This window comes from Micromonospora sp. CV4 (assembly GCF_003667455.1).
GTDB lineage: Bacteria > Actinomycetota > Actinomycetes > Mycobacteriales > Micromonosporaceae > Micromonospora.
The window spans coordinates 1-7,772 of the sequence record NZ_RCVI01000388.1 but is presented as its reverse complement, the minus strand read 5'-3'; the positions used below and the strand labels follow the sequence as shown (position 1 = coordinate 7,772).

At 68.7% G+C, this 7,772-nt stretch carries 7 protein-coding genes; 5 read left to right on the top strand and 2 right to left on the bottom strand.

The window, feature by feature from the left end:
• Positions 1–71: 71 nt before the first annotated feature.
• On the bottom strand, positions 72–1,022 hold the full coding sequence (locus tag EAD98_RS26980; protein WP_121656778.1) for a malate dehydrogenase: 951 nt from the start codon (positions 1,020–1,022) through the stop codon (positions 72–74).
• A 151-nt stretch (positions 1,023–1,173) separates the two neighbouring features.
• Positions 1,174–2,034, bottom strand: coding sequence for a bifunctional methylenetetrahydrofolate dehydrogenase/methenyltetrahydrofolate cyclohydrolase (locus tag EAD98_RS26975; protein WP_121656777.1), 861 nt, complete (start codon positions 2,032–2,034; stop codon positions 1,174–1,176).
• Positions 2,035–2,482: 448 nt separating this feature from the next.
• On the opposite strand from EAD98_RS26975, the gene EAD98_RS26970 reads away from it, so the two are divergent.
• From EAD98_RS26970 to EAD98_RS26950, 5 genes are all read left to right on the top strand, one after another.
• The gene (locus tag EAD98_RS26970; RefSeq protein ID WP_121656776.1) at positions 2,483–4,081 is read left to right on the top strand and encodes an ABC transporter substrate-binding protein; all 1,599 of its coding nucleotides are present in this window, start codon (positions 2,483–2,485) and stop codon (positions 4,079–4,081) included.
• 191 nt (positions 4,082–4,272) lie between these two features.
• Positions 4,273–5,211: an ABC transporter permease gene (locus tag EAD98_RS26965; protein ID WP_121656775.1), complete on the top strand. Its 939-nt coding sequence runs from the start codon at positions 4,273–4,275 to the stop codon at positions 5,209–5,211.
• Positions 5,204–6,160 carry an ABC transporter permease gene (locus EAD98_RS26960; RefSeq protein WP_121656774.1) on the top strand — a complete coding sequence of 319 codons (957 nt, stop codon included), beginning with the start codon at positions 5,204–5,206 and terminating at the stop codon, positions 6,158–6,160. Before EAD98_RS26965 ends, EAD98_RS26960 begins: the two co-directional genes overlap by 8 nt.
• Before the next feature lie 7 nt (positions 6,161–6,167).
• Positions 6,168–7,205 (top strand): ABC transporter ATP-binding protein, encoded by a 1,038-nt coding sequence (locus tag EAD98_RS26955; protein WP_121656773.1) that lies wholly within the window; start codon positions 6,168–6,170, stop codon positions 7,203–7,205.
• A partial coding sequence (locus tag EAD98_RS26950) for a dipeptide/oligopeptide/nickel ABC transporter ATP-binding protein (protein WP_147457498.1) occupies positions 7,189–7,772 on the top strand: 584 nt, incomplete at its 3' end. The genes EAD98_RS26955 and EAD98_RS26950, both read left to right, overlap by 17 nt.

The following is a 7,772-nucleotide window of genomic DNA, read 5'->3' as shown; positions in this document are numbered from 1 at the left end:
GGGCGCATGGGGGAGATGCGGAAGGGGCGCGCCGGCATCGCCGGCGCGCCCCCTTCCGTGTTGTCGGGGTGTCACATGTTTGCGACGTCGCCCTGCTTGGCGCGGACGGCCTCGGCGGCAGCCAGGAGGCTGGCCCGCTCGTCGGCGTCCAGGTCGGTCTCGACGACCCGCTTGACGCCCTGGGCGCCGATCTCGGCCTCGACTCCCAGGTAGACGCCGTCAATGCCGTACTCGCCGTCGACCCAGGCGCAGACCGGCATGACCTCGCCGGAGTCCTCGGCGACGGCCTTCGCCATCCGGGCCGCCGCGGCGGACGGGGCGTAGTACGCCGAACCGGTCTTGAGCAGCGCGACAACCTCGGCGCCACCGTTGCGGGTCTTGACGACCAGCTCCTCGATCTGCTCGGCCGGCATCGCCTCGCGCAGCGGCTTGCCGTTGACGGTGCTCTTCGACGGCACCGGGACCATGGTGTCGCCGTGCGAGCCCAGGGTCAGCGTGCGGACCGACGCGACCGGCACGTTCAGCGCCTCGGCGACGAAGTTGCTGAACCGGGCGGTGTCCAGCATGCCGGCCTGGCCGAGCACCCGGTTCTTCGGGAACTGGGTGGCGAGCTGCGCCAGCGCGGTCATCTCGTCCAGCGGGTTGGAGACCACGATGACGACGGCGTTCGGGGCGTACTTGGCGACGTTCTCGGCGACCTGCCGCACGATCTTGGCGTTGGTCTCCAGCAGATCCATCCGGCTCATGCCCGGCTTGCGGGGCAGGCCAGCGGTGATCACCACGACGTCGGAGCCCTCGATGGCCTCGTAGCCCTCACCGTTCGGGCCGGTGGTCACGCCGACCACCTTGGTCTCGAAGCCCTCGATGGCCCGCGACTGGTTGAGGTCGAGTGCGAGACCCGCGGGCTTGCCCTCCACGATGTCGGTGATCACTACGGTGTCGAAGACGTCGAACTCGGCCAGGCGCTGTGCGGTGGTGGAGCCGTAGAAGCCAGCCCCGACGACAGTGACCTTCTTACCCATGGTCGTCCCACTCCCTGATACCAGTCGGTTTTCCGGACCGTATCAGTCATCCTGGCACCGATCCGGCCAGGGGCGGACGGTTACGGCCTGGTCAGGCCAAGAAGGGCCCCTTTTCTGCACGAGGCGTCGACAAGGTGCCCTTCCTAACACTTCAGCCGCGTTCGGCCCGTTCGACGACGTTGCTGAGCAGCATGGCCCGGGTCATCGGGCCGACGCCGCCGGGCATCGGGACCAGCGCGCCGGCCGTCTCGGCCACCCCCGGGTCCACGTCGCCGGTGTAGCGGCCCTTGCCGTCCGGGCCGATCACCCGGGTGATGCCGACGTCCACCACCACCGCGCCAGGGTTGATCATGTCGGCGGTGAGCAGGCCCGGTACGCCGGCCGCGACGATGACGATGTCCGCGGCCCGGGTGTGCGAGGCGAGGTCGAGCGTGCCGGTGTGGCACAGGGTGACCGTGGCGTTCTCACTGCGCCGGGTGAGCAGCAGACCGAGCGGACGGCCGACGGTGTTGCCTCGGCCGACCACCGCGACGGTGGCGCCGCGCAGCGCCACGTCGTGCCGGCGGAGCAGTTCCACGATGCCGCGCGGCGTGCAGGGCAGCGGGCCGTCGTAGCCGAGGACGAGCCGGCCCAGGTTGACCGGGTGCAGGCCGTCGGCGTCCTTGGCCGGGTCGATCAGCTCCAGCACCCGCTGGGTGTCCAGGTGGGCCGGCAGCGGCAGCTGGACGATGTAGCCGTGGCACGCCGGGTCGGCGTTCAGCTCGGCCACCACGGCGTCGACCTGTTCCTGGGTGGCGTCGGCCGGCAGCTCCCGGCGGATCGAGGCGATGCCCACCTCGGCGCAGTCCCGGTGCTTGCCGTTGACGTACGCCTGGCTGCCCGGGTCCGCCCCGACCAGGACCGTGCCCAGCCCGGGGATGATGCCGCGCTCCGCGAGCGCCTTCACCCGTATCCGCAGCTCGTCCTTGATTTCCGCCGCGGTCGCCTTGCCGTCCAGAAGCGTCGCTGTCACGACCAGATCGTCTCACGGCCGCCGCCGGCCGTTCGGACGACCTGAGTCCGGGCCCTGTTGCCGAGATCCCTGCCACTCGCCTCCGGTCACGAAACGTGACGTGTCGCTAGTCACTCTCAGTGACGTTTTGTGGAGCTGATCACCACCGGACCGGACAGGCCGGCACACCGGGATGCGAAGGCGGCGTTCAACCCAGAGCGGGCCAGCGAGGGCCGAGGCGCCACACCGGGCGAGAAATCGACCGGCGAAAAGGCAGGTCGGTCCGGTTAAGCCCGGTCTGGGGTAGCAGGCCTGCCCGCACTCGGCAAGGAAAGCCATCCCGGACCGTTATGCAGCCGCAACCGGCTCGTTGCCGAAGGCGGTCGCCCGACCTACCGTTACCGCTTGTTGCGCAGCGTAAACCCAGCGTCGGGCTTGACTGCGCAGCGTGAGGAGATGAGGAGGCTCAATGCGAGTTCGTAGACTCGCCGCCTGGACCGCCCTCCCGCTCGCGGTGACGCTGGGCCTCGCGGCCTGCGGCAGCGGCGGAGACGGTGGGTCCAGCAGCGGTAGTTCGGCTGTCAGCATCCAGATCGCGGAACCGAAGCACCTGGTTCCCACCAACACCACCGAGACGTCCGGCGCGCAGGTGCTCACCGGCCTGTTCGCCCCGCTCGTGGACTACGACGCCCAGAACAAGCCGTACGAGGTCGCGGCCGACTCCGTGACGTCGTCGGACAACAAGGTCTGGACGGTCAAGCTCAAGGACGGTTACACCTTCCACAACGGTGAGAAGGTCACGGCCGAGGACTACGTCAACGCCTGGAACTACGGCGCGTACGCCCCCAACGGGCAGGACAGCAACTACTTCTTCGAGAAGATCGCTGGCTACGCCGACCTGCAGGGCAAGGCGCCGAAGGCCAAGGAGATGTCCGGCCTGAAGAAGGTCGACGACCTGACCTTCCAGGTGACGCTCTCCGAGCCGTACATCGACTTCCGGACGATGCTCGGCTACACCGCGTTCTACCCGATGCCGGATGCCGCGTTCTCCGCCCCGGGCGTGCTCAAGGACTCCTACGAGCAGGCGCCGATCGGGCAGGGCCCCTTCAAGATGAAGGGCACCTGGCAGCACGACAGCAAGATCGAGGTCGAGCGGTACGACGCGTACCCGGGCGAGAAGCCCAAGGTGAAGGACATCGAGTTCCGGATCTACCAGCAGCTCACCGCGGCCTACGCGGACGTCCAGGCGGACAACCTGGACGTGCTGCCGACGATCCCGACCGAGAGCCTGAGCACCGCCCCGGCCGACCTGGGTGACCGGTACAAGACCAGCCCGATGTCGTCGTTCCAGTTCCTCGCGTTCCCGACGTTCGACAAGGACTACAGCAACCCGGACGTGCGCAAGGCCATCTCGATGGCGATCGACCGGGACGAGATCACCAAGTCGGTCTTCAAGGGTTCGCAGCAGTCGGCCCGCTCGTTCGTCTCGCCGGTGCTGCCGGGCTACCGGGACAACACCGCTGGTGCGGCCGGGGAGTTCAACCCGACCGAGGCCAAGAAGCTCTACCAGGCCGCTGGCGGCCCGTCGAAGATCGTCATCTCCTACAACGGCGACGGCGGCCACAAGGACTGGGTCGACGCCACGGTCAACCAGCTGAAGGCCAACCTGGGTGTCGACGTCGTCGGCTCGGCCGAGCCGAAGTTCGCCGACCTGCTGACCAAGGTCGAGAAGAAGCAGCCGGTGGGCATGTTCCGGATGGGTTGGGTCATGGACTACCCGACCATGGAGGACTACCTCGGCCCGCTGTACAGCACCAACGGCTCGTCGAACTACTACGGCTACAGCAACCCGGAGTTCGACAAGCTCGTCAAGGAGGGTTCCGCCGCCAAGACGCAGGACGAGGCGATCGCCAAGTACCAGCAGGCGGAGGACATCCTGGCCAAGGACATGCCGGTGATCCCGCTCCGCTTCGGCGAGAACGTGTTCGGCCACTCGTCCAAGGTCAAGAACGTCGAGATGGACCTGTTCCAGCGGGTCAACCTCGTCAAGATCGAAGCGGCCAGCTGAGCTGACCATGTGCGGGCCACCCGGGCGGAAACGCCCGGGTGGCCCGGACCGCGCTCACCGGGTCCGGACCACGGACTCGTTGGTAGCGCCGGCCTTCCCCGGGCCGGACGGCGGACATCCCGGATATTTCGGGTACGACCAGAGATGCCGTCCTGCGACCCTTTCGCACATTTCCGGAGAGACTGCTAAGCATGTTCCGCTACATCTTGCGGCGCCTACTGCAGATGGTCCTTGCGTTCTTCGGGACCACCCTGATCGTCTACGCGCTGATGTTCGCCGGCCAGGGCGACCCCATCCAGGCCCTCGCCGGCGAGCGGCCGGTGACCGAAGCCCAGCGGGCCTACCTGACCGAGAAGTACCACCTGGACGCCACCGGCGTCGGCGGCTTCTTCTACCGCTACTTCGACTACGTCAAGAGCCTGCTCCAGGGTGACCTCGGCCAGTCGCTGACCGGCCGCCAGATCGGCGACATCCTCCAGGCGGCCTGGCCGGTCACCGTGAAGCTGGCGCTCATCGCGCTCGCCGTGGCGATCATCTTCGGAGTCACCGCCGGCGTGATCGCCGGCATCCGCCGGGCCAGCATCTTCGACAACTCGACGCTGGTGCTGACCCTGCTGGTGCTGGGCATCCCGACCATCGTGCTGGCACCGCTCGCGCAGTACTTCCTGGGCGTCAGGTGGCAACTCTTCCCGCCCACCGCCGGCTCCGAGCCGACGTTCTACGCGCTGCTGCTGCCGGGCATCGTGCTCGGCTCGCTGTCGCTGGCCACCGCGCTGCGGTTGACCCGCACCTCGGTGGCGGAGAACCTGCGCGCCGACTACGTCCGGACCGCCCGGTCCAAGGGCCTGGTCAAGCGCCGCATCGTCACCGTGCACGTGCTGCGGAACTCGCTCATCCCCGTGGTCACCTTCCTCGGTGTGGAGCTGGGCAACCTGATGAGCGGCGCGATCATCACCGAAGGCGTCTTCAACATCCCCGGCGTGGGCTTCAACCTCTTCCGCGGCATCCGCACCGAGGACGGCCCCCTGGTGGTGGGCATCGTCAGCGTGCTCGTCGTGGTCTACCTGGTCTCGAACCTGGTGGTGGACGTCCTGTACGCCGTACTCGACCCGAGGATCCGCTATGAGTGACTTTGAAACTGTGGCGGCCACCGAGAACCAGGCCGCGCGGCGTGGTCCCTCCGGCGAGCCGGGCACGCCGAACCAGATCGGCGCGCCGAACAAGGCGCGCAGCCTGGCCGGGGACGCGTGGCGTGACCTGCGCCGCAACCCGATCTTCTGGATCTCGCTGGCGCTGGTCGTCGTGTTCACCCTGATGGCCCTGGTCCCCGGGGTGTTCACCGCCAACAGCCCGAACGACTGCCTGCTCTCCCGGCAGCACGCCGGACCGTCCGGAGGGGCCATCTTCGGGTACGACTTCCAGGGCTGCGACACGTACTCCCGGGCGGTCTACGGCACCCGTGCCTCGCTGCTGGTCGGCGCGCTCTCCGCGCTCGGCACCGGGATCATCGCGCTGGTGGTCGGCATGCTGGCCGGCTACTTCGGCCGCTGGGTCGACGCGGTGCTCTCCCGGGTGATCGACGTGGTGCTCGGCATCCCGCTGCTGCTGGCCGCGATCGTGCTGCTCAAGCGAGTGTCCAGCGACAGCGTGAACGCCCGGATCGCCGCGGTGATCTTCGTACTGGCCATTCTGGGCTGGACCACGGCCGCCCGGGTCGTGCGGTCCTCGGTGATCACCGCCAAGGAGCAGGACTACGTGGCGGCGGCCCGGATGCTCGGCGCCGGCCACGGCCGGATCATGTGGCGGCACATCCTGCCGAACTCGCTGGCCCCGGCCATCGTCGTGCTGACCATCGCGCTCGGCTCGTTCATCGCCGCCGAGGCGACGCTCTCGTTCCTCGGCATCGGCCTGAAGGCGCCGACCATCTCGTGGGGCCAGGACATCGACACCGGCCGCATCCACATGCGGGAGGCGGCCACGCCGCTGATCGTCCCGTCGGCCTTCCTCGCGCTGACCGTGCTGGCGTTCATCATGCTCGGCGACGCGATCCGTGACGCCTTCGACCCGAAGCTGCGGTGAAACTCCCATGACGCACTCCACCGTCCAACCCACGCCCGCCTCCGCCACGCCCGAGGGCGGCCACCTGCTGGAGCTCCGGGACCTGCACGTCGAGTTCCGGACCAACGAGGGTGTGGCCCGGGTGATCAACGGCGTGTCGTACCACCTCGACGCCGGGGAGACCCTCGCCGTGCTCGGCGAATCCGGCTCGGGCAAGTCGGTCACCGCCCAGGCGATCATGGGCATCCTGGACACCCCGCCCGCGGTCGTCCGCTCCGGCCAGATCCTCTACCAGGGTCAGGACCTGCTCACCCGTTCCGAGGAGCAGCGCCGGCAGGTCCGCGGCAAGGAGATCGCGATGATCTTCCAGGACGCCCTGTCCGCGCTGAACCCGGTCTTTCCGGTCGGCTGGCAGATCGGCGAGACGCTGCGCCAGCGCGCCGGCATGTCCCGGGCCGACGCCCGACGCCGCGCCATCGAGCTGATGGATCTGGTCAAGATCCCGGGCGCCGCGAAGCGGATCGGCGACTACCCGCACCAGTTCTCCGGAGGCATGCGGCAGCGCGTCATGATCGCCATGGCGCTGGCGCTGGACCCGAAGGTGCTGATCGCCGACGAGCCCACCACGGCGCTCGACGTCACCGTGCAGGCCCAGATCATGGACCTGCTGGCCGACCTGCGCCGGGACCTGAACATGGCGATGATCCTGATCACCCACGACCTGGGCGTCGTCGCCGGCGTCGCGGACCGGATCGCGGTCATGTACGCCGGCCGGATCGTCGAGCACGCCGACGTCCGCTCGCTGTACAAGGCGCCGGCCCACCCGTACACCAAGGGTTTGCTGGAGTCGATCCCGCGGATGGACGTCCGCGGCCAGGAACTGTCGACGATCAAGGGTCTCCCGCCGAACCTGATGCGGATCCCCTCCGGCTGCCCGTTCCACCCCCGGTGCCCGTACGTGCAGCAGGTCTGCGTGGACGTGGTGCCGCACGACCTGGTCCTCGGCGACGGCCGGACCAGCGAATGCCACTTCGCGCAGGAGGTCCGTGATGACAGCGCCCGCTAGCTCCACCAAGGTCCGGGGCGAGACCATCCTGTCCGTCGACAACCTGGTGAAGCACTTCCCGATCAGTCAGGGCGTGTTGTTCCAGCGGCAGATCGGCGCGGTCAAGGCCGTCGACGGCGTGAGCTTCGAGCTGCGCCGCGGTGAGACGCTGGGCGTGGTCGGTGAGTCCGGCTGCGGGAAGTCCACCCTCGCCCGGCTGCTGATGCGGCTGGAGACGCCCACCTCCGGGCGGGCCACCCTCGAGGGCAAGGACCTGTTCAAGGCGTCCGGGGCCGAGCTGCGCCGGCTGCGGCGCAACATGCAGATGGTCATGCAGGACCCGTACACCTCGCTGAACCCGCGGATGACCGTCGGCGACATCATCGGCGAGCCGTTCGAGATCCACCGCGACGCCGCGCCGAAGGGCAGCCGGGATCGACGGGTCCAGGAGCTGCTGGACGTGGTCGGGCTCAACCCGGAGCACATCAACCGGTACCCGCACCAGTTCTCCGGCGGTCAGCGCCAGCGCATCGGCATCGCCCGGGCGCTCGCGCTGCGGCCCGAGGTGATCGTCTGCGACGAGCCGGT

Excerpts from the sequence above, each read along its gene's own strand:
- EAD98_RS26955 (WP_121656773.1), top strand. The coding sequence starts at position 6,168 with ATGACGCACTCCACCGTCCAACCCACGCCCGCCTCCGCCACGCCCGAG.
- EAD98_RS26980 (WP_121656778.1), bottom strand. The coding sequence starts at position 1,022 with ATGGGTAAGAAGGTCACTGTCGTCGGGGCTGGCTTCTACGGCTCCACC.
- EAD98_RS26965 (WP_121656775.1), top strand. The coding sequence starts at position 4,273 with ATGTTCCGCTACATCTTGCGGCGCCTACTGCAGATGGTCCTTGCGTTC.
- EAD98_RS26960 (WP_121656774.1), top strand. The coding sequence starts at position 5,204 with ATGAGTGACTTTGAAACTGTGGCGGCCACCGAGAACCAGGCCGCGCGG.
- EAD98_RS26970 (WP_121656776.1), top strand. The coding sequence starts at position 2,483 with ATGCGAGTTCGTAGACTCGCCGCCTGGACCGCCCTCCCGCTCGCGGTG.